Origin of the sequence: Chitinophaga sp. W2I13 (assembly GCF_050434005.1) — a bacterium.
GTDB lineage: Bacteria > Bacteroidota > Bacteroidia > Chitinophagales > Chitinophagaceae > Chitinophaga.
In genome coordinates this window covers 5,719,698-5,745,012 of sequence record NZ_JBNPWD010000001.1, presented here as the reverse complement: position 1 = coordinate 5,745,012, position 25,315 = coordinate 5,719,698, and the positions used below count along the sequence as shown (strand labels likewise).

Here is a 25,315-nt window from a genome sequence, read left to right as displayed (position 1 = left end):
GTAAGGAAAAGGCGGCTCATCCGACTAACAGGATAGCCGTCTTTATTACGGATTTAAAGCGGTAATTTTGGGTTATTGTATTATTCACCAGTATTTTTTAGCGAGATGAGAATAATATTTCTTTTAACACTGATCCTGGCTACACAGATTGCCTGCCATAGCCAGAACAGCGACAATAAACAAGCGCCAGTGAAAAATCCTTACTACTCCAGAACGGATACACGGAAACTGCATATTACTAATGCAGAATGGAAAAAAATATTGCCGTCCGACCTCTACGCCGTCGCCAGGGAAAATGCCACTGAACGGGCATTTACGGGCAAATACTGGGATTCCGAGGTGAAAGGCAGTTACTATTGTGCGGTTTGCGGCAATCCTTTGTTCAGGTCAGATGCCAAATTTGCCAGCACCTGCGGCTGGCCCAGTTTTTTTGAACCACTCAAAGCCAACAGCGTGATCTACAAGGAAGATAATTCCTTTGGCATGCAAAGGACGGAAGTGATCTGCGAACGTTGCGGCTCGCACCTCGGGCATATCTTTGACGACGGCCCCCCTCCTACGCACAAAAGGTTTTGCATGAACTCTGTATCACTGGACTTTGAGCCCGATCCGGGCGCACATTAACCCGGATTCACTCCAGGAACTGATCCAGGAAGGCTTCCCCAAATGCGGAAGCACGCAGTGTTTTGTTCAGATTGCGCCGGAAAGGATTAAGCATCCCGATCCCCGGCAAAGGTTTCATAATGTGATAGAAAGGCCGGCTCAGATCCTGGGAATTGGCCAGTACAATAAATGTCAGATCCCTCTCCGGAATCTTCACAAACAGGGCTGAATAGCCGGTCCACCAGCCGGTATGCCACACCACTTTTACGCCTTTGTAATACTTTACATACCATCCCAGTCCATACTGGATGGTTTTACCTTTGGGGGTAACATAAGGCGTGAACACTTTCTCCCAGGTGCTGTCTGCCAGGAACATTTTCTTATCAATAGCAGTAGAATAAACCGCCAGGTCGGCCACATTGCTCATTATACCCGCCGCCGGGCCAAAACCATATGAAAAAGTAACAGGCTGCCACTGCTGGTGCTTCCAGTCGTACGGCCTCGCTACCCGCTGCATGAATGCCGCTTTATCATAACCGGTTAACGTGAAGTTCAGGCTGTCGTCTGTACTCGGTACCGTATTTTTCAGCGACAACGGCGTAATGATCTGCTCCATCAGCAACTCACCGAAACTATGCCCCGACGATTGCGCAATTACCTTCCCCAGTTGATTATACCAATTGCCGTTATAGCGGAACACATAACCAGGCTTATAGCTGTTAAACATGTTGCCCATCGCGGTATGGGTAAGCAGGTGCTTTATTTTGATCCGTGGATCACTACCCCAGCGGGCGCCCAGGTTGATCCCGTATTTGCCGATAGGATCATCCAGGCTTACCTTCCCCGCCTGTACCTGCTGCATGAGAATAATGGAACCAAACGTTTTGGTAACAGAAGCCACCTGGTAAACGGTATTTTCATCCGGCGCCGTTTGTTGCTCCAGGTCGGCGTAGCCAAAGCCTTTTTTCCATACCAGCTTTTGTTCATTTACCACGCCCACCGACAACCCAGGGATATGGTATTTTTCCCGGAGATGTTCCAGTTTCTTTTCAAAACGGGATATTGCTGCAGCACTCCACACGGTATCACGGGAGGTGACCGCTGCAACCTTTTGTGCCGGCCGGGTAGTGCGGCAACCCAATAATAAAAAAACGATCATCAAAAATGCGTAGAACGAAAAAGTTGAGCGAGGTGCCATCCGGGTTATTTTTTGATGGCAAAGCTCCCTGTTTACAGCATTCTCACCTACTCATATCCGGATTTGAGACAAATTAAAGCACCGCTTTTTGTGCTTCATGCGCACTTTTCCGGAATTCGGAGGGCGACATGCCCGTGAATTGCTTAAACACCCGCTGGAAAGTAGCAGGTGAAGAAAATCCGCAATCATATGCGATGCCAGCGAAAGTTAATTGGTCAGCATCCTCCTGTAACAATTTTTCTTTGAACAGGTTAATACGGTAGCCGTTTACATACTCATTAAAATTTTTATGAAGATGCTGGTTCAATACCGCCGAAATAGTTTTTGGCGGTAAACCGGTATGTTTGGCCACCATTTGCAGCGTAAGGGCCGCATTCAGAAATAACCGGTCTTCTTCCATCGCTTTTTTCAGCAACAATACTGCAGGCGTGGTAGTCGATTCCGGCAATATCGTTTCGGCTTTCTTAGCCGTTACCATTTCCTGGTAAGAAATAATATATCCCTTAATACCCAGCCAGTAAATCAGGATTGTAACAGGTATATAAATAGGATACCAGTCAAATTTATCGAGTATCACGTCGGTATAACGGGGAATGATATACGGCACCAGGTATACCAGCCAGATAGTGAGGAAGCCGGCAAACAGCCAGGTGAGCTGCTGCAGCCAGCGCAGGCCGGCGTCAGCCGGGCGATTGCTTTTATATACCGCCAGGAATTTAAAAGACAACCCCGTATAAATGGCCAGCGATATCCATCGTGGAATATCTGAATATACATTGTAAGTATCTATAAAGATGCCCCACGGCTGCGGGTTATTCTTCAATACACCTGTTAGCACACCTGCCACAAATACGATAGCTGCAACGGGCGCTCCGAGGTCGATGACCACCGGCCAGAAATGCCTCCGCCGTTGCCGTGTGAGCGTGAATTCCGGATCACAAAAAGATTGTATGTAAAAATACATCAGCGGCCCCACTGGCATTATCACAATGAGCGGTAGTAACTGCGACAGCAAATTGAGCAGCGGAACGTCGAACCAGTGATAATAGGAACCGCACAAACAAAAACTGGCCATACTGAGCAGGAAGATCAACCCTGCTAAAAAGCGGTTCGCCACCCGTTTCCTGGTGGAGAAAAACAGTAGTCCGCTTGCAATAAAACCCTGGACTACCCCCAGTAAGATAACTGTTTGGAATAAACGCTCCATAGTACCAATTCCCTACCAAAATAAGATAAAATATGCTTCCTGCCGGGAACTGTTTAACCAAACCCGGCTAGAAATATTTCTCTATAGTGAGACCATAATTCATCAACAGGTTTTCACGGTCGGTACGGTTTAGCTTATTATAGGTCATGGCCGCCGTGATGGCCAGCCAGGAACGGAGTTTCACGGAAAGGGCATTATTGCATTTAATGATATAGTCGTTGCCGTGGGACAGGGAGTTTTGCAAAAAATTGGAACCTTCCAGCACAATAACATCCTTGATCACCCATTTATAGTACACCCGGAAGGAATTCCGGAAGGTATGATACACATCAGGGATCGTATCGTGCAAAATAAGGTCGCTGTTTTCAAACAGGAGTCCATCGCTCAGGTTGAGCGTGGCGTTCTTACGTTTAATAACGTCGTAAGCTACGCCGCCGCCGCCCTGGAAGCGATCGTTGATCTTTAAGGAATAACTTTTATCGTAGTTGGCCAGTCCCCAGAAATACACCTTCTTTTCTCCCCGGTAAATATTAAAATCCAGTGCGGTAGAAACGTCATTATTGGTGATGTCGTGGTCCTGCTTTCCATACACATAACTGGCGCCCATGTTCAGGGTCATTCTCTTTTTACTGATCTTAAAGCCTACGTTATTATTGAGCAGGTACGAATTACCATCGTTAGTCATATTCACCGATCCCGTAGAAGCGTATTTAACGTAGTAATGCACCGAGTCGCTGAACTGGGCGCTGGAGCTTAAGCCGTAAAATAATGCCATCCATAGTAAAACTAATCTCTTCATGAACAGGTGCTTAGGTGCGCTTCGGGCGCCGCAATTAACGTGCCTGAACATGCCGGGATCCACCAGGCACTTCCAGAAAAAACACTAAAAAAAACAAAGTTTTTTAGAGATCTTAGCCCATGATACCGCCGGAGCACATTTTTCGGGCCACTACATTTTGCTAAAAACCACGTAAACAATCTACATATGTCATCAAGAAGAAATTTCCTGCTTCAGACAGCGCTCGGCATGGCAGCCACTACGATGGCGCCCTTCACCGTTGCCGCCACGGCTGCCGGCCCTGCAAAAAAAGCGTTGCTGCCCATCGGGATGGCGGGTTACACCTTTGCCAAATTTGACCTCGACCAGGCCATCGCCATGATGAACCGGGTGAATATCAAAAACATCTCTGTAAAAGATATTCATCTTCCCTTAAACAGTTCTCCGGAAAAAATAAAGGAAGTACTGGGTAAATTTTCTGCGGCTGGTATTAACGTATATGCTGTAGGCGTTATCTATATGAAAACAGAAAAAGCAGTAGATGAAGCATTCGATTACGCTAAACGTGTAGGCGTTCCCTTGATTGTAGGCGTGCCCAATCCCGAACTGCTGGATTATACCGAAAAAAAGATCAAAGAATATAATATCCGCCTGGCGGTACACAATCACGGTCCGGAAGACAAGCTCTATCCCGGCCCTAAAAACGCCTACGACCTTATTAAAAACAGGGATGCCCGCCTGGGCCTCTGCCTGGATATAGGTCATGCCGCCCGCGCCGGAGAAGAACCGTCCAAAGCCATCCTGGCCTATAAAAACAGGATCTTCGATCTGCATATTAAAGATATTTCAGCGGCAGTCAAAGATGGCAAAGCCATCGAACTGGGCCGCGGCGCCATTGATTTCAAAAAGCTGGTAACGGCACTGGAGAAAATCAATTACGCGGGCGTATGCAGCCTGGAGTTTGAAAAAGATATGAGTGATCCGTTGCCGGGCATTGCCGAATCGGCCGGGTTTTTCAGAGGCGTGATCAGCACGGTTAACAGCTGATCATGTACATTTATTGATGCAGGTTGCCGGAAGTATCTCTTCCGGCAACCTGCTTTTTTTTAGAACTTTAAAGTTACGCTTGCCAGGATGTTCACCGGCTTTTGCGCAATACCATTGGTATCCCAGTACTTTTCATTTAAGAGATTATTGCCTTTCAGTGCCAGCCGGTATTTCGGTTGATCATAAAATACAGAAGCACTCAACAGGGTATATCCCGGCAAAAGGAAAGTATTACTGGATTCAAACCAGGAGTCACTGACATAATTCCCGCCGGCGCCAAAGCCCAGTCCCTTCATCTTTCCAGAAGGCATATGATAACTTACCCAGATGTTGGCTACCTCTTTAGGGCTGCCTGCGATCAGCTTATTCTGCAAAGCAGGAGACGCTTTCGTATACCTGTTCTCGTTATGGGCATAACCAGCAACAATGTTCAGTCCTGTTACGGGATTGGCCGCCAGTTCCAGCTCGTATCCCTTGCTGCGTTGCGTACCATCCTGGAACATAAAAGTTTTACCGTCCACGATCTCCGTCCGGGTAACATTGGTTACGTCAATGTTATAATAACTGGCGGAACCGCTTAATTTGTTGTCCAGCAGCTCCACCTTTACACCACCTTCCCACTGGTCGCCTTTCTGGGGCTTCAGGTTCAGGATCGTATTGTCCGGCTGCACAAGCGGCGCCAGATTTACGAAACCGTTCATATAATTGGCAAACAATGATACCTTGTCTTTTACGACCTGGTATACGATACCCAGCTTGGGCGACAAGGAAGTCTGGTTATAATCACCGGCATATTTACCCGTGGCAACGGTGTAAGTACCGCTGGTGGTAAACCGGTCCACACGCAGGCTCAGCATAGCCATCAGCGCCGGGGTGATATTGAGTACATCAGAAGCATACACGCTGTAGCTGTTGGATTTGGTACGGGTAGCTGAAAATCCTTTCTGATAAGACAGGTCATCAATCAAACCAGCATTCAGTTCTTTCACAGGCTGATTGATATTAACAACGTCATAGTTGACCGTAACGCGGTTCAGGCTATTATAATTATAGTTATAGTCGATACCAATCACCAGCCGGTTCCGCAACGACGCGATGTTGAAATCGCCCACGAAATTCTGTTGCAGCTGAATGTTCCCAAAAGTTTCCGGCTTTTGATTCCTGACGCTGCGCGCCATAGTAGAATCGGTAAGCAGGGTCATGTTGGTCCAGTAAAAATGTTTATAGAAGCCTTCAGAAAACAGGTAATTGGTTTGGGAAGTCCAGGCACTTGATATTTTGTATTCTATCCTGCCTTGTATATTATTGATCCCATTACTGATATCCGCGCCGTTATTGATATACGACCGCTTATACCCAATTTTAAGATCTTTAAAACTCCTGGCAGTCACATTTTTGAAATCGTTTACGGCATAAGTGCCGGTAGCGAAGTTGCCCCTGGTGATGTCCACATCTACCAGGAACTTCAACCGGTCATTCACCTGGTAAGAGAAACTCGGCGCAATCGTATAATTTTTAGCATATCCCTGGTCCTGGAAAGAGCCTTCTGTTTGACCGGCAGCATTGAGCCTGAACAGCATGGTGTGCTCGTCATTCAACGGGGTGTTGATATCAGCGGTAAAGCGTGCAAACTCAAAGCTGCCGCCGGTAAAGCTCACGTTTCCGCCAAAATGATCGTACGGTTTTTTGGTGACGTAATTATAAAGACCGCCGAAGGTGATGTTCCGGTTACTGCCAAATAAGGTACCGGAAGGTCCTTTGATTACTTCTACACTTTCCAGGATAGCCGGGTTCAATGGCACAATCGCACTGGTCACCATTCCGTTCCGCATACCCGTGGCATTGGAAAAACCACGTATAGTCATGCCCTGGGAACCGCCTACGGCGAAATTAGGCACTGCGCCGGGAATATTCCGGTAAATGTCTGTACGCTCCGTGATCAGCTGCTCCTGCATCAGGGCTTTGCCTACCGTTTGGTATACCTGCGGATTTTCCAGGTTCTTCAGCGGAAGCCGTGCTACCTGGTCCGTATTCTTATCAACAAACCTGTTACGGTTCGTATTAACAACAATTTCCCGCAGCTGTGTATCAGACAATTCCAACCGCAGCGATACGTCTGTTGTACGGCCTTTTTCCACAGTTACGTTTTGTGTAAGCGTCTGGTATCCGATCAGTGAAATTTCCAGCTGCCAGGCGCCCGCTGGTATGCGGTGGATGGTGAAAGTGCCATCTGGTCCTGTAATAGCACTCTTTGAAGTTCCTTTTATCACCACGGTTACCGATGCCGCAGTTTGGTTATCACTGGTAGTAATTATTCCTTTAATAGTCCCGAAATCAGTTTCTGTATTGGAGAATGCGTACAATGGCAGTAATAAGATCAGGCAGTATAGCAATTTCTTCATGGTTGGATGCGAAAATTTTCGCAAAGATACCCCGGCGGCAACTGCATCATTTTAACATTCCGGAAAAATATTTATCAGAAAAGAAATATTACCCGCATTTTGATATTAGTTTGCAGGCAAAGATCCCTTACATGAAAATTAAGCTTATCAGAAAATTCCTGGAATACATTTACAATAATTACGTAGGCAACTTTTTAGGATTTGTGATCGGAATGGCCTCTACCCGCCTGGTATCCCATTATTTCACCACCCGCAGCATCCGGAACTTATGGGGCCTCACCGCCCATAAAACGGTGGTAGACAAACACACCTACAACACCATGGAATGGACCATCTCCATCGTGATCGGCTTTATTGTTTTTGAAATAGTTTCCAAGTGGCTGAAGAAAAAACTGAGCGAAATACTCCCCAAATACAAATTCACCCAATGGCTCGTAGAAGCCGAAGATAAAACACCCCCAACCAATACCACGGAGCGGGGATTGTAGCGAAGATTGTAGCGGAGGTTGTCTGAAGCACTGATTACGCTGATTTTACTGATTTTACTTTTTTTGATTTTACTTTTCGATTTTACTTTTGATTTCTACTAAAAGATAATGGGAGACAGAAGGCAAACTTTGCTTTCATCTCCCATTATCTTTAAATCCTATAAAAATCAAAAAAAGTAAATCAGTAAAATCAGCGTAATCAGTGCTTCAGACAACCTCCGCGACAATCTCCGCCTAGAATTTGAGGGCAACACTGCCCACGAAGTTCCGCGGCTTTTGAGGGTTTACGGACCAGTAGCCCGTGTAGTAAACTGTGTTGGTGATGTTATTCACGTTGAAGGATACCCTGAAATGTTTTGCATTGTAAAAGATGCCGGCGTTCAGCAGCGCATAACTTGGTAAGTAGAACACGCCTGTTTTGCTGTTGTCTATCACTTTGTACCGGCTGGCATAGTTGCCTCCGGCGCCGATGCCCAGGTTCTTCAGCGTTCCGCTGGCAAACCGGTAGGTGGCCCATAGGTTGGCGAGGTTCTGTGGTCCTTGTCCTCCTGGTGCTCTGCCTGGCTCACTGTAGAAATCATCCTTATTCCCTTCCAGTACTTTTGTATGGTTGTAGCTGTAGCCGGCAATGATGTTCAGTTGTTGTAAAGGGTGGGCGTTCAGATCTATTTCAAATCCCCTGCTGCCGAATTTACCACCCTGGGTAGAGTTCATCGGGTTTTTACTATCGGGCACCACTTTGTTGCCTACTTTAATATCATATACCGATAACGTGGCGTACAATTTATCTGTGAAGATGTCCGTTTTCACACCAAACTCGAACTGGTTGGCATGTTCCGGCTTGAACGATTGCGTGCGCTGGTAATTTCCATCTGTATCATAAACAGAAGACGGAGATACGTTGAAGAAGCCGTTCATATAGCTACCGAAAACGGATACCTTATCTGGTACCACCTGGTATACCAATCCTAACTTAGGCGATAAGGCAAACTGGCTGTAGCCGTCATCTTCAGTGGCGTTTTTATCGCCTTTGGAATCGAAGTAGTCGGCCCGGAGACTTACCATCGCAATGAACGCCGGCGTAATATTCAGTACATCGGATACATAAGCGCTGTAGATGCTGTTGGTAACATTCGTGTTGCTGCCTTCGGTGCCTGCGAGCAGTGCATATACCGCATCTTTTGTAAGGGGCACCGCAGGATGTACTTCTTCGTTAGAGGGATCTGTATAGTCGGTAACGTCGCCCTGCGGACTTACGTTCCTGCCGGTTGCCCAGCCCGACCCTTTATCCACCACGTTGCGGCGGAAGTAATCGACCCCGATCAGCAGGCGGTTACGCAGTCCGCCAATCTTGAAATCGCCATTGAAGTTTTGTTGTATATCGATGGTTTTCGTGGTTTGATCTTCAATGTGAAAATCCTGGCCAAACCATTTATCCCCCGGGTCCTGGTCCCATATATAGGTATACACACCGTCGGATTGTACCCTGCCACCGGAAACAACGGTCTGGGAAGTCCATTTGCCGGAAAGCTTATACAGCATTTGCGCCTGGAAGTTTATCCGGGGATTTTTAATAGTAAGTTCGTTGCTGGTGAATGATTCCTTCACGTTGAGATTAAGCTCGTCGATATTTTTGAAATCGAGTGGAGCAGCACGATCGGAGTGAAAGAACACCGGTGGTACAGCTCTTTTTTCCTGGAGTATTTCGGCCATCACCTGGAACGAGAGACGGTCATTTACTTCGTAGGAGAAAGACGGCGCAATAAAGAAGCTTTTCCGGAAGCCAGCGTTTTGGAAAGAGTTTTCGGAAGTATAGGCCGCATTGAGCCGCATGGCGATCTTTTGCTTTTTGCTGAGAAGGGTGTTTACGTCAGCCGTAACCCGGTTGAGGCCGAAGCTGCCGATGCTGTAGCCCACTTCACCACCGAAGCCATAGTAGGGTTTTTTGGTAATGGTATTGATCATACCGCCGTAACTATAAAAACTGCCGCCGAAAAGTGTACCGGAAGGGCCTTTCATCACCTGCACTTCTTCCACATCAGCGGGATCAAGGTTGCCGCTGGTAAGACCAGGGAGGCCGTTGATCAGTGATGGCTGTGCATCGAAACCACGGAGGGCGAAATAGGAAGCGCCGTCGCCGGCTCTGCCGGTCGACTGCCACGTTTGGAAGATCCCCGGAACATTGCGCATTACATCGTCGTAGGTAGTAATGCCTTGTTGCTTCATGATCTCGGTGGAAACAGCATTATATACCTGGGGATTCTCCAGGTTTTTGAGCGGCATCTTAGCCACTGCCCTGCTTTCCCGGTTCATGTTGCGTGACGAAACCGTTACTTCGCTCAACTGGGCAGCGCTTTCGTTGAGGGTGAAGTTCAGTTGCTGCGTTTGTCCGGGGGCTACAGTCACTTCTTTTAACTGGGTAGCGGAGCCAATAGAGGTGATGCGCAGCGTCCAGTTACCCGGTTTAATATTTTTGATGGAGTATTCACCTTTTTCGTTGCTGATGCTACCCAGTTTGGTGCGCTCTACGCTGATGGTAACATTAATAGCCGGATGGCCGTCGCTGGTGGTTACCGTACCATGGATGGTGCCGTTCTGCGCGTATGCTGCTGCTGAACACAAAAGGGTACCTATAAATAATAGAAATCTGTTCATCTACATTAAACTGGTTGATTAAAACTTCCGCAAAGGTCCGGCGACGAAAAGGGAAAAGTTTACGCAATCGGGAAAATTTTGCTGGTAACCACGCAAAAAAGAGGATGCCCTTCCGGACACCCTCTCCTTTTCTTATTTAGAATTGGCTTTAGAACTTAAACGTTACGTTTCCGGAAAAACGTCTGGGCATTTGAGGCTCAATAGTGCTCCAGCCTTTGTAGTATTCTTTATTACCGATGTTATCGAGTTTGAAGGCTACATTAAATTTGTTGGTGTTATAAAACAGGGAACCATTTAACACGGTGTAGGATGGCAGCGTGAATACGCCTGTGGTAAGCCTGTTCAGGATCATGTTTTCGCTGGCATAGTTGCCGCCGAATCCGATACCAAAGCCTTTCACCGGACCATCCTGGAATTTGTAGGTAACCCAGAGGTTCGCCAGGTTTTTAGGGCCGGCTTCTTCCGGGCGCCTGCCTTCATAATCTTTGTTATCTGTTTTAACGAACTTGCTGTCGTTGTAGCTATAGCCTCCGGTGATATTCAAACCTGCTACCGGGTTAGCCACTACCTCTGCTTCCACGCCGCGGCTGGTTCTTTCGCCGCCTTGTGTAAAGCTCGCTGTAGGACCGCCGCCTATTTGCATAATGATATCTTTCACTTTAATATCATAGTAGCTCACAGAACCGGTGATCATACCACCCAACAGGTTTACTTTCACACCACCTTCCATTTGATTGGCTTGCTCAGGACGGAAAGTTTGCCATACATTATCGCTGGGACGTTGTCTTGGTGCGCTGTTGGTGAAACCATTCATATAGTTGGCGAAAACAGACAATGTATTCAGGATAGGCTGGTACACGATACCGAACTTAGGCGACAGGGCAGTTTGTTCGTATTTCTCATTGGTGCCGGCAGTAAGACCCCCATTTTTAAAATGGTCTACCCGCAAACTGGCCATCACCGATAAGCTGGGCAGAATGTTGAATACATCCGACACATAGGCGCTGTATGTTTCCTGTGTAAGGTTAGAATTATCCACTGAGGTAGCGTTCAGCAGTGAGTCGGTGTGCTGCCTTGAAAGGATGCCGTTGTCGTTACCTGCCATATCTATCAGTCCATTCATCACATACCCGGTACTGTTGCCCTGTGTTTTACGGCTGAAATAATCCAGGCCCGCTACGAGTCTGTTACGGAACTGCCCGATCTTAAAGTCGCCCGTAAAGTTTTGCTGGATATCAGTAGTGTTGGTACTACCGTTTTGGTAGCTGATATACCTGGCAAAAGTAGGCGAAATATTGGGGAAGCCCGGCATAGCTGCAGAGCCTTCATACAGGTAGGAATAGTATCCGTCTGATTTGGCGGTTCCTCTTGACACAATGGTTTGCGAGGTCCAGGTATCGGATAATTTATAGATCGCCTGTGCCTGCACACTGGAGGTAGGCGTTTTAATGCTGAGGTTATTGCTGGTATAAGAGCGTTTGTTATCATAGCCCAGCTCCTGCAGGTTCTTTGCAAACAAGGCAGTACCACGGTCGAGGAACAGCATGGTAGGGTTGGTACTTTCTGAAGAAAGGAATTCGGTATTCAGCATCAGCGTAAGGCGGTCGCTCGCACGGTAGGTAAGCGACGGCGCAATGAAGCGTTTCTTTACGAAGCCCGCATCCTGGAAACTGTTTTCATCGTGATAAGCACCAGTTACGCGCAACAACACTTTATTATCTTTATCCAGCGGGGTATTGATATCAGCGGTAAGGCGATTGAGGCCATAGCTGCCGCCGGTATAGCTGATTTCTCCGCCGTAGTGGTCATAAGGTTTTTTAGTAACGGTGTTGATCAAACCGCCGTAAGAAATCACGGAGCTGCCGTACAACGTACCGGAAGGGCCTTTCACAACTTCAATCCTTTCTACGTTGGCTACATCCAGGCCGCCATTGGTTAAGCCGGGCAGGCCGTTTACCAGCGTAGGCTGCACCGCGAAGCCGCGAAGCGAGTAATAACCGGCGCCATCGCCATCGCGACCGGTGGAGGACCATAATTTGCTGATACCGGGCGCATTGTTCAGCGCATCCTCATAACGGGTTACCACCTGGTCTTTGATCAGCTCGCTGGAAATAACGCTGTATACCTGCGGATTTTCAATATTTTTTAAGGGCAGTTTTGCCACATATTCGCTGCTTCTTTTGGTATACTTGTTCCGGGAGGCAGTCACCTCTACTTCATTCAGGTTCTTCTCGGAAATATTCAGCTGAAGATCCACAGTAATGGCTTTATCTTTTTCAACAGTTACCTGCTGACTGCTGGTTTCAAATCCTGTGAGTGATACCTGGATAGTATAATTTCCCGGGGTGATATTGCGAAGTAAATAAGTACCGTTATCGTCTGTGAGGGTTGTTTTCTTAGTGCCTTTCAAAACTACTACCACTCCCGGCGCCGGCTTGTTATCTGATGTGGTGATGAGTCCTTTGATACTGCCGCCGTTGTCTATTTCCTCGGCGGATAAAGTGCCGGATACAATTGTTGTCAGGAACAGTAAACACCATGCTGTTCTCTTTAAAAATTCCCTTATCATAGCTTTCTCCATTGTCTGGTTCCGTAAAATTTGCTGGCGCAAAGTTCGGGGCATGTGATATGCTGAGGCAGACGGATACGGAATTTGATTTACGCAATCGGGAAAAATTCAGCGGAGGTTGTCTTTCTCAGGATTAAACTTATTACACTGATTACGCTGATTTGATCACTTTTTGATTTTAAAAGATTCTGGGAGATATAAGCGAAAATATCCGCTTGTATCTCCCAGAATCTTTTAAAATCAAAAATGATCAATCAAAGAAATCAACATAATCAGCGTAATCAGCGCTCAAGACAAAATACGCGCAAAAAAAAGCCACTCCCTTGCGGGAATGACTTTTCTCTTTCATCCACTATCTATCTACTTAACTTTTACATTAGGGGCGGGTGCATCGTTCCTTACTTCTTCTGTGGCGGTAGCCACCAGGGTATCGCCGGCGTTCAGCTCTCCAAACACTTCGGTTTTACCGTTTTCACTGCGACCGGTAGTTACCGGTACCCATTTCGTCTTTTTATCCTGTATTTTCACCACGTATACACCGGTGGTGGAATTGAGGACGGCAGAGGAAGGCACCAGGAAATTGTTGGCATTACCGGTGAGTGGAATGGCTACTTCTGCCACCATACCGGGCAATAACGTTTTATCATTATTGGCTACGTCAATTTCAATATGCTGGGAACGGAGTTTGCGGTCCAGCGCACCGGCGAGGCGGATCACTTTTCCTTTAAATTCCTTATTGTTCAGGGATCGTACTTTAAAAGCCACTTCGCTCTGGTTGGTGAGATAACTGGTATAGGCTTCCGGCACGCTTACCACTAATCTGAGTTTCTTTTGTTCCTGTAAGGTGAAGATGGGCATTTCAGAACCTTTTCCGGAAGGTCCTACATAGGCGCCGGCGCTTACGTTACGCGCAGTGATCACCCCGCTGAAAGGCGCACGGATCTCGAGGTAGTTGCGGTTATCCCCTACTTCGCGGTGCGCGGCTTTGGCAGCATCGAGCTGGGCCAGGTCGGATTTCTGCCGGGCAAAGGCCAGGTCCAGGTCATTCTGTGACACGGTACCCGGGGTTTTGCTGGTTTCCAGCAGGCGGTCGTAGGTGGCTTTGCTGGACAAATAGATCGCTTCCTGCGACTTTAACCTGGACTCAGCGCCGGAGAGCTGCGAATTGATTTCCGGGGCTTCCATGGTGGCCAGCAACTGACCGGCAGATACTTCACTGCCCACATCCACACTCATCTTTTTAATAAAACTGCTCACTTTGGCATAAAGATCTACCTGCTGGAAAGCAATCAGCTCTCCGGGAATTTGTATAGAAGAAGACAAGCTGCCCTGTGTCAGGGAGAAAACTTCAACAGTGGGCGCTGCTGCAATGGCGGATGTGTCTTTTCCCTCTTTGGCGCCGGAGGTACTGCAACTGTACAGTCCTGCGATGATCACCATCGCTGACAATAAAGGAAATGTAATACGGAAACCGCTGTTCATATAGTATACTTTATTAGAATTAGATAATGGTCAGGCTTTTTCGTCTGATGGGATATAGTGAATACTTTCTTCATCTCTTGGATGCAGTGATACGCTCTGTGTACCTGCTTTACCTTGTCCCCATGCAAACGCCAGGGGCAAAATAAACAGTGCCGCAAAGGTGGACGCTATCAGTCCGCCTACTACCGCCCTTCCCAATGGGGACGACTGATCGCCGGCTTCACCCAAACCGCTGGCCATAGGAATCATACCTACCACCATCGCGAGGGCTGTCATTAAGATAGGCCGTAAGCGCAATGCAGCCGCTTCTGTAGCAGATAACAGCGCATCGCCGTTATGCTTCCGCAGCTGCTCTGCATTCGTGATCAGCAATACGGCGTTGGAAATAGATACTCCCACCGACATGATCATACCCATGTAAGATTGCAGGTTCAGCGTAGAACGGCATAGCATCAGCAACACCAGGGATCCCAGCAACACTGCCGGCACAGTAGCCAATACTACGGCAGATACTTTGAACGACTGGAAGTTGGCCGCCAGCATCAGGAAAATCACCACAATCGCCACCAGCAAACCACTCTGCAAACTATCCAGCGTGTCCGTGAGCGTATTGCTTAACCCAATCAGGTCTACATTCAGTCCGCGCGGCAGCGTACCCAGTCCGGCAATCGCTTTCTTTACATCCACTGCTGCCGTACCCAGATCGGTATTATTCAGGTTAGCCGTTACCGTTAGTGTGGGCATGGCGCCGAGGTTATCTACCTCGCCGTAAGTGGTATCTACCGACATAGTAGCCACATCACTCAGCAACGGACGGGAATTATTCCTCAGCAACGGAATTTCACCGATCTGTTCTTTGCTGTTCATCTTACTTTCCGGCACCTGCACCTGTACGTTATAACTTAAACCGGCTTTTTCATCTACCCATATATTCTTTTCCGTTAACCTGGAAGAAGAAGTAGAAGCCACCAGGGAACGGGATATATCGTTCATATCTACTCCCAGCTGTGCAGCCCGGATACGGTCTATATTTACGTTGATAGCCGGATATTTAATGGACTGCCCTAACTGTACATCGCGGAGATAAGGCAGCTTATTTAATTCAGTAATCAGCTTCTGCGCATATTGCTCGCTCAGTTTCCGGTCGCGGCCCGCAAACCGCACTTCCACCGGCGTGGGCGACCCCTGGCTAAGGATCTTATCCGTTAACTCTATCGGCTCAAAAGAAAGTTTTATCGTTGGATCAATCACCTTTGCCTTCTCCCTGATCTTATCCTTTAACTCATCCAGGTTAGTATGATAATGTTCGCTGAGCGACACCTGCAATACGGCTTCATGCGGGCCCGCCATCCACAGGAAGATAGGCGCCGTGGAAAACAACTGCGGGTGCATACCTATGTAGGCGGAAGTAATGGACACATTTTCCTTTCCCACAATCTGGTTAATACCATCCAGCAATTTGATGGTTTGCTGTTCCGTGCGTTCAATACGGGTACCATCCGGCACTCTCATCCTCACCTGGAACTGGCTGCCATTCACCTTTGGCAGTACATCACGGCCAATGTTGGCAAGCAGCAATACAACGATGCCACAAACCACCACCAGGTAGCCAATCACAATAGGCTTCCGGTAAGGCATCATCCTTTTGATAAAGCGCAGGTAGCGGTTTCTCAGGCGTTCGAAGCGACTAAGCTTACCATTGCCGTTAAAGTCGCCGCGCTCTATCAATACTTTCTTTTGTTCCCAGGTATCTTTTTCACCGGAAAGACCAGCAGCCGCAAATTCTTCTGCATCTGTCATCTCGCCGCCATCTGCTTTCTTATGATGCTTTACTTTCATCACCCAGTTAGCCATGATAGGCACAAATGTTTGTGCCAGGAAATAAGAGATGATCATGCTGAATCCTATAGCCAAAGCCAGCGGCAGGAACAGTGATCCCGGGATACCGCCCATGGTAAAGGCCGGCGCAAATACCGCAAGGATACAAAACAGGATCAGCAATTTCGGGAAAGCAATCTCCTGGCAGGCATCCCAGATAGCCAGCGCTTTGGGTTTTCCCATATCCAGGTGCTGGTGTATATTTTCTATGGTCACCGTACTTTCATCTACCAGGATACCAATGGCCAGCGCCAATCCGCTCAGCGTCATGATATTGATGGTTTGCCCGAACAGGCTCAGGAAAAGCACAGCTGAAATAATGGAGGTAGGAATGGTAAGGATCACAATCATCGCCCCGCGCGGATCACCCAGGAATAATAACACCATTAAGCCCGTAAGGATCGCGCCGATGGTGCCTTCCGTGAGCAAACTTTTTACGGAGTTGATCACGTAGGTCGACTGGTCAAATTCATAGCTCAGCTTCACATCTTCCGGCAGCTGCGCCTGCATCTTCGGCAATGATTTTTTCAGGTTCTGCACTACTTCCCAGGTAGAGGCATCAGCGCCTTTGGCGATGCTCAGGTATACCGAGCGACGGCCGTTTACCAGCGCATAACCTGCGGTAACATCCGCCCCGTCTTCTACCGTAGCTACATCTCTCAGGTAAAGATTTTGTACATCTCCCTTAAATAAGGGAATGTTTTCAAAATCTTTTACGTTACGGATCGTGGTATTAGCCGGTGTGATGTAATTATTATTCCCGATACGCACGTTACCGGAAGGAGCCGTTTGGTTATTAAGCCGCATGGCTTCCACCAGTTGATCCGGTGTCATATTATGCTGACGGAGCAGCTCAGGATCGGCCTTGATCACCACGGTACGCATATTACCGCCGAATGGAGTGGAACCTATCAGGCCAGGAATCGAAGTAAAGGAAGAACGCACATACACGTTTGCCATATCCAGCAATTCGTTATTACTGCGTTTATTACTGCTCAATACCAGCTGGCCTACCGGCAAGGTGGAGGCATCGAAACGGATAATAAACGGCGGGTTGGAACCAGGTGGGAAAATGGCCTGTATCCTGTTGGAAAAGGCACTCACTTCCGCAGCTGCCTGCGCCATGTTGGTACCAGGGTAAAAGTTGATCTTCATCAGCGTAAGACCCTGGATATTTTTTGTTTCTATACTTTTAACGCCATTTACAAACAGGAATATATTGATGTATTGTTTAGCAAAGAAGGATTCCATTTGTTTGGGAGTATATCCCCCAAAAGGATGCGACACATAAATTACCGGCATGTCCAGCTTCGGGAAGATGTCAATCTTAATCGTATTGACTGCTTTAATCCCGAAGAAGAACAGGCCGGCAACTAGTACCAGGATGGTAATAGGTTTTTTTAATGCGAAACTGATTAAGTTCATGGTAATGAAGTGTTGATAAATAAAGCCATCAATGGCGTCCGTTTAACGAAAAGCTAATTTTCAAAGATGCTGAAATCACCTACTGCGGCGGCTTTCAGCAATAGTGCCTGCCATACGTTACTATATGCAATATCCTTGTCTGTTTCCGCCCTGATGAGTGCATACAGCGCCTGTGTTACATCTACCAGGTTGGTCAGTCCGTTTTTATACAATACTGATTTCTGGAGATAGGCATCTGAAGCGGCTTTCACCTGTACAGGCGATTCCAGGTAATTATCTAAAGCATTTTTGATTTTGATATCAGAGAGGTCCAGCTGTGCGCGGATCTGCTGATCCGCCAGGTTGTATTCTTCCTGTAATCCCTGGCTGATGAGCTGTTGCGACTTCACCTGCCGCGAAATGCGGAAGGGTTGCGTAATATTCCAGGTTACGCCCACGCCCAGCAGGTAGTTGGTACGGGTAGGCTTAATGCCATCCCAGTAGCTATGGGTGAAGTCTGTTTGATCGGTAGCATAACCATAGCCGAAGCCCGAACCTCTTGTCTGCAATACGCCCACCAGCGTAAACGCCGGGTAATAAAAGGTTTTAGCATATTTTGCCTGTTCATCGCTAACAGCGATCCTGCTCTTATACCACTGTAGCAGCGGGTGGTTTTCCGGGGAAAATGTTTGCTGCGGCAGCGCCGGGATGCGGGCTACATAAGAAGTGTCCAGTATAAATTGCCGCGGCGTGATGCCCAGCAGCTGTGCCAGTTCATTGCTTTGTGTTTGTTCAAAATCCCTCGCTTTGGTAAGCGCAATTTTTGCATTGGAGTATTCCGCGTTGGCCTGGGAGGAATCAACACCCGCTATCAGCCCGTTTTTCACGCGGGTAACCACTACCCTCCTGATGGTATCTGCACGTTCCAGGTTTTCCTGGTAAGAGCGGGTTAATTGCTGCGCTGCTACAAGGTTTAAATAAGTGGCCGCCACTTTTATTTTGTGCTTAAAAATCTCCTGTTGCCAGTCTTTATCGTTCTGAGCGGCGGCCGCTAATGCTGTTTTAACTTTTTCCTTTGCCCTGCCGAAAGCAAAGAAATCCCAGTTGATATTAGTAAGATATAATGCGCCGAAGGAGGCGTTCCAGTTCTGATGATCGAGTGGTAAGCCGGAGGAAGCCACTGCTAAGCCTCCGAAGCCGTACAGCGGGCCGTTCTGGCCGTTTACGGTACCATAGTCCTGTTGTGCTGCCACATTAAAATTAGGCAGGTAATCGCGGCGTGCCTGGGACACCTGTTCCCTGGAAGCTGCGGTGTAGCTGGCTTTGGCACGGATCGTTCCATAGTTGGCAATAGCCGTGTCGATAGCCTGCTTTAAGGTAAATGCCTGTTGTGCATATAAATGGTAGCCTGAAAACAGGGATACAAGCGCCAACAGCAAATATTTCTTACTCCACATGAATAAATAGATTTTACGGTTGAAATATCCTTCAGGATATTCAACTGCAAAATTTCTGTATCATTTTGAAGTAAACTTGAAGGAAAAGGGAAATACGGATTTTTTTTTGTGAGATGGACACTTAAACGGCTACTGCGGCCGCTACAGGCAAGGCATCACTGTTTACTGTCTGTTTTTTGTAAAAACACACCTGTATTTTATGCCATCCGTCGCTGTAATTATAATCCACATCATAGCCATTCACCTCGCAGATTTGCTTTACGATGGCCAGTCCGAGCCCGATGCTGTCGTTGCTTTGGTTACTTTTCTTAAACCGCTGGAACAGTTCACACGTTGGGATTTGCGGCGGTATGCCGGTATTGCTGATGCTTAACTCACGGTGAGTGAGCACCATTTTTATTTGTCCGCCGTCGCGGTTATGCCGGATGGCATTGCTCAGCAGGTTACTGATAAGCATTTCAGCAAGGGCCGGGTGAATATTAAGCGGAATGTTTTTATCAAGATTAGTGGTGATGGCGATTTCACGCATAGTGATCCAGTCTTCATAAGTAGCAATCACATCTTTCACCACGCGGCAAAACTTGAGGCTCTCCGTTACTTTAAACTCCTGGTTTTCCAGCTTGGTGAGCAAAATGAGGGAGCGGTTAATATGTGACAGTTTCTCAATGGCATTCTGCATATCCCCAAGCAGTGCGGCCTGCACGCTATCGATGTTGGTTTCGGACAACAGTTCTATCTTACTGCGGATCACGGCCAGCGGCGTTTGTAATTCATGCGAAGCATTTTCGCTGAACTCTTTTACGGCAGCGTAATCTTCCATTGCTTTATCGGTCATCTTGCTGAGGAATACATTCAGCTCTTTAAATTCGGTGGTGCTGGTTTCCGCCAGCTGCAGTTTATTCTTTTGTTTCAGGTCGAAGCTGTGAATCGCCTTCATGGTGCGGCGCAGCGGGGAAAAGATCTTACCGGAAAGCAACCTTGCGGTAACAGATACCGCAAAGATCATCAACAGCATTTTCCATACTACGGTGCTGAGCATACCCCGGAATATTTCTTCCGATTTGATCACATAATTATAGGACGATATTTTATATTGCTGGTCCCCGATTTTATACCAGGAATCTACCGTGATGCGGCATTCTTTCTTTCCAAGATCTTCTGCTACAAAATTATCTTTTGCTACAATTACCTTCTTCTCCGGCAGCGGCCCCGCCACGGTGGTAATGGCAATGGGCCTGCCATGGGTATAGCGGTCGGGCTTTTCTCCTGCCATCATCTGCTGGGCCACCCGGTCGTTGACGGCGGTCATACGCGCTACTTCCGCGTCATCGAGGTGCCTTTTGATATTATTACGCGAAATCACCATGGTAACAGGCGTTACCAGGAACACGATCCCTATAAACCAGAGTGTTATTTTATTAAGCAGCTTCATGTTTTGGATGTATTAAACTTGTACCCTAATCCATAAACCGTTTCTATATAGTCCACTCCTTCTGCGGCGCTGATCTTCTTTCTCAGATTTTTCACATGCTGGTAAACGAAGTCGAAGTTAGCCAGGTTATCGGTGTAATCACCCCAGAGGTGAGCGGCGATAGCCTGTCGTGACAGTACACGGTTCTTATTGACCACAAAATACAACAACAGGTCGAATTCCTTGCGTGTTACGTCCAGAAGGGAGTTATTGATCAGGGCTTCCATGGTGTCGGTATTCAGCTCTATTTCATTGAAAACAACGAGGTTATTGCCATCCAGCTTCTTCCGGCGGTAAATAGCTCTCAGGCGGGCATGCAGCTCCGGCAAGTGAAAAGGCTTGGTTACATAATCATCCGCACCCCGTTCGAGGCCGTTCACCTTATCGTCGAGGGCATCTTTCGCGGAAATGATCAACACCCCGCTGCTGATATTCTCCTGCCGGATGAAATTGAGCAATTCCATCCCATTACCGTCAGGCAGCATGATATCCAGCAGTATACAGTCGTAAGTGAAAAGAGAAAGCTTTTCCCGGGCCGTTTCCACATCATAAGCCAGTTCGCTGATATACTTTTCCCCGTTGAGGTAATCGGAAATACCGCTGGCCAGTTCCTTGTTATCTTCTACAATCAATACTTTCATATAAACACACCTGGATGCAAAGTGCGTAGTAAATTTATAGCAAATTTGAAGTTTTGCCGCGGATTTTGTCTTGGCTCAGGATTACGCTGATTTTATTGATTTGGGGGATTTGATCACTTTGGATTTTAAATGATTCGGGGAGATGTAAGCGGATTTTGTCTTTCTCACTGATTACGCTGATTAGGCTGATTTTTTTGAATTTTAGCGGATCTTGCTTATCTTTATAATATCTGTAAGGTATTGATAACCAGTTTGCTTCTCCGAAGGATGCGTCTAAAGAATATTTCAAAACCTGCTATAGCGCATTGATACACAATACATTACCGATCAAGTCCACGTCACCTCCACATCAAAGCCAGGTTCAAAGCACATTAAAGGCAGATGCAAAGTAAGTCCAAGGCATGTCCAAAGCCAGTACAAAGCATAACCTATCTCCTCTTCACATCATCTTTAAATACCCCATCTTCTCCTTCAAAAAAACAACATCCGCTTACATCTCCCCGAATCATTTAAAATCCAAAGTGATCAAATCCCCCAAATCAGTAAAATCAGCGTAATCAGTGAGAAAGACAAAATCCGCGTATCTACGCGCCGAAAAGCTCCGCCAGCTTCTTATTCATCGCCTCGTCATCCTCACCGCCGCCACCGTAGCGGCCAATGATCACACCATTGGGGTCTATCAGGATTTTGGTGGGGAGGGAATGGATGCCGTAGTAGTCGCTCAAATCTTCGGGGTTGGGCAGGTTCTTTTCCCGCTTGCTCCAATCCAGGCCGCGGAGTACATGCCGCCAGATGCCGATGCCATCTTCGTTAACGGCTTTTTTCCATGCTTCAGGCTTGGAGTCGTCGTCGGAAACACCGATGATTTCGAAGCCTTTGCTGCTGTATTTACCGTATAGCTCCTTCAGGTGCGGATTGCCTTTGCGGCAGGGTCCACACCAGCTGGCCCAGAAGTCGAGCATCACGTATTTGCCTTTGAAATCAGCAAGACTAATGGTTTTGCCTTCGATATCGGTTTTGGTGAAATCATGAGCAGGACTGCCCGGAGAGCCGGCGCGCAGGGCGTCCAGTTCCTGTTTGATTTCAAGGCCGCTGGCGCTTTGCTGCATCTCAGGCGACATCTTTGCATAAAAGGCCTCTCCTTCCTGCAAAGGCATATTGCCTATACGAAAACGAAGCAGCTGTGCAGATACGTAGGAGTTGGGATGCTCAGTAAGGAAGGCTTTATCCGTTTTCTCCATTTCCTCGTAATAGGGCTCCATCTGGTCTTTTATTTTGTCCAGCTTTGTTTTGTAGGCCTCCAGCGCAGCTTCGGATTTCTTTGCTTTGATGGCAGTAATGTATTCTTTATTCAGCTTATTAAAAGCATCAGACAGTGGCTGGAGCTTTTTCATGATAGGTGCGCGGGCCGCATCAAGCTGGTCCTGGTCCAGCTGGGCTTTGGAACCCGTGAGTTTCGCGTCCTTCAGGCGCCCGGTGGAAGACTTTAATTTCATGGGCGCTGCCTCCATGAAAAAAGAGGCCATGTCTCCTTCTCCGTACATGGCAGTCTTTTTATCCACGTAGATACGGCCTTCTACCGGCTGTACCAGTTTACCGCTGAAGGTAAACTGCCCGTTTTTCGACAATACGCTGTCGGTCCGGTATTCCTTGCCGCTTTCCGCATAGGCGAGGTACACGTAGCGATTGGGAAGACCTTTAATATCTCCCGCAAGGGTAAATGGTAACTTTTCCTGCGCCTGTGCCCCAAATTGCAGGGCAATAAAAGGAAGCGCAATGAGACTGTATTTCATGCTGCTGTTTTTTTGAGATGATTATAATACTTCCGCCAGTTTCTTTTCCAGCTCATCCCCATGCAGATCTTTGGCGATAATTTTACCGGAAGGATCAACCAGGAGGTTAGCCGGAATGCTGCGGATATCATACTGTTGGGCGATGGCGTTGTTCCAGAATTTCAGGTCAGACACATGCGTCCAGGTGAGGTTGTCCTGGTGAATAGCGTTAAGCCACTTCTCTTTGCCGGTGGGCTGATCCAGCGATATGCCGAGTACCGTGAAGTTTTTGCTGCTATACTTTTGGAAGGCGGCCACTACATTCGGATTTTCTTCCCGGCAAGGATGACACCAGCTGGCCCAGAAATCGATGAGTACATACTTACCGCGGAAATCCTTTAGGGAAACGGGTTTGCCTAAAGTGTCATTCTGCGTGAAGTCCGGCGCCATGCTGCCGATGCCGGTGAGTTTATTTACACGTATGCTGTGCGCCAGTCGTTTTGCCGGGCCGTTTTCTTTCGCAGCGGCAGACAATTTATTAAAGATACTTTCTTTTTCATCCAGCGGCACGTCGTTCAGGTGCGACAGCAACGATGCGCTGATACCGGATTTCGGATGTTGCAGGATCCATTGTTTGGTGAGGCTGTCACGTTCTTCCTGCATACGTTTCATTTTAGGTTCGAGGGCTGCCAGGCCGGCGGAGTCCTTTGCGGCGTATAATTTATTCGCCTGTTCATAGAGGGCTGCCTGTCCTTGCAACCCGGGCGCCTGTTTCAGCAGGGCCGTATATTCGTTGTAATCTTTTATGTATTGCGGACCTGAGAAAGTGGCATTCTTAAACATGGGTCCATCTCCTTTTATGGCGACGTTTCCTTTATCGAGGTAGTAAAAGATCATGTTATTGTCTCCATACTTTTTCCCGATCTGGATAATATAGAAATCTGCTTCCCCGGGGGCGATGTTTGTTTTGATGGTAAACCCGCCGGCAGTGGTTTGCACGGAGTCGCGGCGGTCATCGTTGCCCTGTGAGCGCCAGTACACCCACTGACCAGCCGGCAGATCTTTGATGGTGGCCGTGATGGTGGTGTTTTGCTGTGCGTAGGCTGCTGCCGTAATGAATGCAGCAGCCAGCAATGCGGTTATTTTTTTCATACCTGCGTAGTTTTTACTTTAATATTTCAGCCAGCTTTGTATGCAGTGCAGTACCTCTTAATTCTTTGGCGATGATGATGCCTTGCGGATCTATCAGGAAAGAAGACGGGATCGCCTGGATACCGTATTCCTGCGCTACTTCATTGCGGAAGCCTTTCAGGTCCGACACCTGCATCCAGGGCATGCCATCCTGTTTAATCGCTTCTTTCCATTTATCGGCTTTATCATCGAGCGATACGCCGAGCACGGTGAAGTTTTTATCTTTGAATGTGTTGTAAGCCTTCAGCACGTTGGGGTTTTCAGCGCGGCAAGGACCGCACCAGCTGGCCCAGAAATCGAGCAGTACATATTTGCCTTTGAAATCGGATAAGCGAACGGGTTTACCATCTACATCTCCCTGTGTAAAATCTATCATCGGCTCACCGATTGCACTCTTTTTCAGCACAGCGAGGCGTTTGGCCAATCGTACGCCGGTAGCGGTTTGTTGTGCCGCCGGCGTGAGTATACGGAACATACTGTCTACCGGTGCATATTCTCCCATCACGGCCATATCTGCCACCATGTTCAGGCTTACGGCGCTTTCAGGATGTGCTTTAATATAGGCTTTGGCGCGGGCCCTCCGCTGATTACGCAGGGATTCGAGGTTCGCTTCCAAAGCCGCTTTGGCGGTATCGTTACCTTTTACTTCATCGTACTTTGAGTAAAGGGTATCTTCCTGGCTGGTGATATCGGAGATCGATTTTTTATACGCTTCGTAAGCGTCCTGCGTGGCGGAGCCGGTGATCTTTATCTGGTCCGTTGAATCCATATTTCCGTTCACCTGTATAGCGGCATTTTCCACGAACAATTCCAGGTAGCGTGTGGAGGTACCGATATATATTTTTTGCGGCTCGGTGATGTTGCCGGTCCAGGTGAAGCGGCCATCCTTTACCGGCACCGTGTCTGTTTTAGCAGAATCGGCTACCGGTATGGAGATGAAAACAACGGAGTCCTTCAATCCGCGCAGCTCCGCCGTGATACTGGCGGAGGGGGCTTTAGGCTGGCTGCAGGCGGCGGCCAGCAGCAGCATGGCAAACATAGTGGGTGTGTGGATCTTCATACTGAATATTTA

At 47.8% G+C, this 25,315-nt stretch carries 17 protein-coding genes; 3 read left to right on the top strand and 14 right to left on the bottom strand.

Annotated elements, in window-relative coordinates; translation table 11 throughout:
• Positions 1 to 105: 105 nt before the first annotated feature.
• Positions 106 to 624 carry a peptide-methionine (R)-S-oxide reductase MsrB gene (msrB, locus tag QFZ48_RS23725; protein ID WP_370912085.1) on the top strand — a complete coding sequence of 173 codons (519 nt, stop codon included), beginning with the start codon at positions 106 to 108 and terminating at the stop codon, positions 622 to 624.
• Positions 625 to 631: 7 nt separating this feature from the next.
• Here the strand turns inward: msrB and QFZ48_RS23720 are convergent, their stop codons facing one another.
• The 3 genes from QFZ48_RS23720 to QFZ48_RS23710 all read right to left on the bottom strand — a co-directional run bounded on the left by QFZ48_RS23720 (position 632) and on the right by QFZ48_RS23710 (position 3,807).
• Positions 632 to 1,801, bottom strand: a complete 1,170-nt coding sequence (locus tag QFZ48_RS23720) for a serine hydrolase domain-containing protein (protein WP_429063945.1) — start codon at positions 1,799 to 1,801, stop codon at positions 632 to 634.
• 73 nt (positions 1,802 to 1,874) lie between these two features.
• Positions 1,875 to 3,008, bottom strand: coding sequence for a helix-turn-helix domain-containing protein (locus tag QFZ48_RS23715; RefSeq protein ID WP_429063944.1), 1,134 nt, complete (start codon positions 3,006 to 3,008; stop codon positions 1,875 to 1,877).
• Positions 3,009 to 3,075: 67 nt separating this feature from the next.
• Positions 3,076 to 3,807 carry a DUF481 domain-containing protein gene (locus tag QFZ48_RS23710; RefSeq protein ID WP_370912082.1) on the bottom strand — a complete coding sequence of 244 codons (732 nt, stop codon included), beginning with the start codon at positions 3,805 to 3,807 and terminating at the stop codon, positions 3,076 to 3,078.
• A gap of 186 nt (positions 3,808 to 3,993) precedes the next feature.
• On the opposite strand from QFZ48_RS23710, the gene QFZ48_RS23705 reads away from it, so the two are divergent.
• Entirely contained in the window at positions 3,994 to 4,833 is an 840-nt protein-coding gene (locus tag QFZ48_RS23705; protein WP_429063942.1) for a sugar phosphate isomerase/epimerase family protein, read from the top strand.
• Positions 4,834 to 4,892: 59 nt separating this feature from the next.
• On the opposite strand, the gene QFZ48_RS23700 is transcribed toward QFZ48_RS23705, so the two are convergent.
• Positions 4,893 to 7,235, bottom strand: coding sequence for a TonB-dependent siderophore receptor (locus tag QFZ48_RS23700; protein ID WP_429048978.1), 2,343 nt, complete (start codon positions 7,233 to 7,235; stop codon positions 4,893 to 4,895).
• A 131-nt stretch (positions 7,236 to 7,366) separates the two neighbouring features.
• Here QFZ48_RS23700 and QFZ48_RS23695 point away from each other — a divergent pair, with 131 nt between their 5' ends.
• Entirely contained in the window at positions 7,367 to 7,723 is a 357-nt protein-coding gene (locus QFZ48_RS23695) for a hypothetical protein (RefSeq protein ID WP_429048981.1), read from the top strand.
• A 234-nt stretch (positions 7,724 to 7,957) separates the two neighbouring features.
• Here QFZ48_RS23695 and QFZ48_RS23690 read toward each other — a convergent pair whose 3' ends face one another.
• From QFZ48_RS23690 to QFZ48_RS23645, 10 genes are all read right to left on the bottom strand, one after another.
• Positions 7,958 to 10,378: a TonB-dependent siderophore receptor gene (locus tag QFZ48_RS23690; protein ID WP_429063941.1), complete on the bottom strand. Its 2,421-nt coding sequence runs from the start codon at positions 10,376 to 10,378 to the stop codon at positions 7,958 to 7,960.
• A gap of 148 nt (positions 10,379 to 10,526) precedes the next feature.
• Positions 10,527 to 13,001 (bottom strand): TonB-dependent siderophore receptor, encoded by a 2,475-nt coding sequence (locus QFZ48_RS23685; RefSeq protein WP_429063939.1) that lies wholly within the window; start codon positions 12,999 to 13,001, stop codon positions 10,527 to 10,529.
• A gap of 306 nt (positions 13,002 to 13,307) precedes the next feature.
• Complete coding sequence (locus QFZ48_RS23680) at positions 13,308 to 14,429, bottom strand: efflux RND transporter periplasmic adaptor subunit (protein WP_370912075.1); 1,122 nt, start codon at positions 14,427 to 14,429, stop codon at positions 13,308 to 13,310.
• Between the two features lie 30 nt (positions 14,430 to 14,459).
• On the bottom strand, positions 14,460 to 17,732 hold the full coding sequence (locus tag QFZ48_RS23675) for an efflux RND transporter permease subunit (protein WP_429063938.1): 3,273 nt from the start codon (positions 17,730 to 17,732) through the stop codon (positions 14,460 to 14,462).
• Positions 17,733 to 17,785: 53 nt separating this feature from the next.
• Positions 17,786 to 19,168 (bottom strand): TolC family protein, encoded by a 1,383-nt coding sequence (locus QFZ48_RS23670; RefSeq protein WP_429048990.1) that lies wholly within the window; start codon positions 19,166 to 19,168, stop codon positions 17,786 to 17,788.
• Positions 19,169 to 19,289: 121 nt separating this feature from the next.
• Positions 19,290 to 20,600, bottom strand: coding sequence for a sensor histidine kinase (locus QFZ48_RS23665; protein WP_429063937.1), 1,311 nt, complete (start codon positions 20,598 to 20,600; stop codon positions 19,290 to 19,292).
• Complete coding sequence (locus QFZ48_RS23660; RefSeq protein ID WP_079473001.1) at positions 20,597 to 21,280, bottom strand: response regulator transcription factor; 684 nt, start codon at positions 21,278 to 21,280, stop codon at positions 20,597 to 20,599. The genes QFZ48_RS23665 and QFZ48_RS23660 overlap by 4 nt, the downstream gene beginning before the upstream one ends.
• Positions 21,281 to 21,864: 584 nt before the next feature.
• The gene (locus QFZ48_RS23655; RefSeq protein ID WP_429063936.1) at positions 21,865 to 23,073 is read right to left on the bottom strand and encodes a redoxin domain-containing protein; all 1,209 of its coding nucleotides are present in this window, start codon (positions 23,071 to 23,073) and stop codon (positions 21,865 to 21,867) included.
• 21 nt (positions 23,074 to 23,094) lie between these two features.
• Positions 23,095 to 24,204, bottom strand: a complete 1,110-nt coding sequence (locus QFZ48_RS23650) for a redoxin domain-containing protein (RefSeq protein ID WP_429063935.1) — start codon at positions 24,202 to 24,204, stop codon at positions 23,095 to 23,097.
• A gap of 13 nt (positions 24,205 to 24,217) precedes the next feature.
• The gene (locus QFZ48_RS23645; protein WP_370912069.1) at positions 24,218 to 25,303 is read right to left on the bottom strand and encodes a redoxin domain-containing protein; all 1,086 of its coding nucleotides are present in this window, start codon (positions 25,301 to 25,303) and stop codon (positions 24,218 to 24,220) included.
• Positions 25,304 to 25,315: the final 12 nt, after the last annotated feature.